This is a genomic window from Hominilimicola sp., from assembly GCF_046972485.1.
GTDB lineage: Bacteria > Bacillota > Clostridia > UBA1381 > UBA1381 > Hominilimicola > Hominilimicola fabiformis.
On the sequence record NZ_JBKVWU010000194.1, the window covers coordinates 1 to 2,481 of the forward strand.

Genomic DNA, 2,481 nt, shown 5'->3' on the forward strand with positions numbered 1-2,481 from the left:
TCTGCAATCTCACCGTTAAGGCTCCATGTGTGTGCCTCGGTAATTCTTACGTCTATATATTTTCCTATAAGCGATTTATCGCCCTTAAAGTTTACTATCTTTGAACTGTCACAACGGCCCGAAAGTGTTGTTTCATCATTCTTGCTTACACCGTCGACAAGCACCTTTTCAACCCGTCCTACATACGCCTCATTTTTGCGTTTTGAAATTTCATTCTGTACTTCCAAAAGCTTGTTGAAATTCTCGTGTATTTCTTCGTCTGTAAGTACAAAATCAAGCTTTGCCGCAGGAGTTCCCTCACGTCTTGAATATATAAATGAGAATATGTTATCATACTCAACCTTACGAAGTACGTCAAGTGTTTCCTCAAAATCTTCCTTTGTTTCCGTTGGAAAACCGACTATAATATCGGTTGAAAGAGAAATGTTCGGTATTCTCTTTTTAACCTTTTCAATCTTTGCAAGATAATCTTCTTTTGTGTACTTTCTGTTCATTTCTTTCAAAATCTTGTTTGAACCTGCTTGAACAGGAAGATGAAGTTGTTTACAAACCTTGTCACATTCCGCAATCGCGTCAATAAGTTTATCGCTCAAATCCTTTGGGTGTGATGTCATAAATCTGATACGTTCAACGCCCTCAATATCATTTACCATACGAATAAGGTCTGCAAAGTCAACATCTGTGTCAAGGTCTTTGCCGTATGAATTTACATTCTGTCCTAAAAGTGCAATTTCACTGCAACCTCTTGCCACAAGTTCCTTAACTTCGGCTATAACCGCCTCAGGTGTACGGCTTCTTTCACGTCCGCGTACATACGGTACAATACAGTATGAGCAGAAATTGTTGCAGCCGTACATTACAGATACCCATGCTTTTTTATCATCGTCACGCATAATAGGAATATCCTCTGCGATTGCACCGTCACTGCTGTCAATATCGACAACTGTTTTCTTTTCGTGAATTGCTCTGTATAAAAGCTCCGGCATTTTGTAAAGTGCGTGTGTTCCGAAAACAAGGTCAACGTGTTCGTGTACTTTTTTGATTTTCTCGGTAATATGCTCCTGTTGTACCATACAACCGCATACACCGATAACCATATCTTTTCTTTCTTCTTTGATGTGCTTTAAAATACCGAGTCTGCCGAAAACCTTTTGCTCCGCATTTTCACGCACCGCACAAGTATTATATATAACAACATCAGCTTTGTTGCTGTCGTCCGTAAAATCAAACCCCGCCTGTCTTAGCATACCTCTTATACGTTCGGTGTCGTTTTCATTCTGCTGACAACCGTATGTTTCGGTAAGCGCTAATTTTGCGTGTCCGTTTTGAGCAGCATAACGCATATTTTCTTCTTTGAGTTTCATTATATAACTTTCTTGCTCCGCCATCTGCTCCTTAGTTATAAGCTTTGCCATTTACATTTCTCCTATACTTCAAAAGTAAAGTTAATTATATCACATTTAAATTGTAATTACAACTTAAAATTCATAATCGCAAACACGTCTTTCCACTACATACGGACGCACATACGTTGCACCGACAGCTTTGTGTTCAGGGTGATTTTGGTAAGTGTTTAAATCCTCTTTTGTTTCAAACTCCGATACAAGTACTACATCTGACGCGGCGTCTGTATCGTTGAAATTAAGTCCGACTTCAATGTTTACCAAAATATCTATTTTACCCTTTAAAGCCTCAAGATTTTCCTTTATATCCTTTGCTCTCTGCTCTTTGTCTTCACTCTCTGCCATTCTCCACATTACTATATGCTTAACCACGTTAAATTCCTCCTAAATACATATACATTTATTATATCATCTTATTTTAATTTTTTCAATAAAATATGTGGTTTTTATTAAAAAATAGTGGTATAATAAACCCATAAATATCTGAAAGGACAGATTATTGTGAAAAAGCTTTTAAAAACAGCAGCGCTTACGGGCGGAATATTATTTGCCGTCAAAGGTTTGGACAACAGAATTGAAGTTACACATTACGATATATCGTCACCGAAAATCCCCGAAGGATTTGACGGATATAAAATTTTACAAATTTCAGATTACCATGCAGACAGCGTACCGGGGCTGATTGAGGAAATCGAACACGAATCGCCCGACATTATAGTTTCGACAGGTGACCTTGTTCACGACACAGGCTCATACACACCCGGAGTACGTCTATGCAAACATCTTATCGACATTGCACCCGTTTATGCGGTAACGGGCAATCACGATTTATGGCGAAGTGACTACGATGAATTTGAGCGAGAACTTACCGAAGTCGGCGTTAAAACATTGCATGACGAGCGTGTCATTTTAAAGCGTAACGAAAGCGAAATTTCACTTTCGGGAATTGACGATCCGTTTGCTTTAAACAGTGTCAAAATCGCCGAAAATATCGAAAATTCACTTGCGAAACTGCCACGTTACAACGGATATGACATACTGCTTTTTCACCGTGCGAATTTATTCGACAGATTAAAAT

General features: G+C 38.7%; 3 protein-coding genes. 1 reads left to right on the forward strand and 2 read right to left on the reverse strand.

From position 1 onward, the window contains the following. Together miaB and ACLTU0_RS11680 are read right to left on the reverse strand one after the other, a co-directional pair. Positions 1-1,415, reverse strand: a 1,415-nt coding sequence (miaB, locus tag ACLTU0_RS11675) for a tRNA (N6-isopentenyl adenosine(37)-C2)-methylthiotransferase MiaB (RefSeq protein WP_412322609.1), incomplete at its 3' end; no start/stop codon positions are given. A 63-nt stretch (positions 1,416-1,478) separates the two neighbouring features. Beyond that, positions 1,479-1,775 (reverse strand): Dabb family protein, encoded by a 297-nt coding sequence (locus ACLTU0_RS11680; RefSeq protein ID WP_412322610.1) that lies wholly within the window; start codon positions 1,773-1,775, stop codon positions 1,479-1,481. A 129-nt stretch (positions 1,776-1,904) separates the two neighbouring features. On the opposite strand from ACLTU0_RS11680, the gene ACLTU0_RS11685 reads away from it, so the two are divergent. Further along, positions 1,905-2,481: metallophosphoesterase (locus ACLTU0_RS11685; RefSeq protein ID WP_412322612.1), on the forward strand; the 577-nt coding region annotated here is incomplete at its 3' end.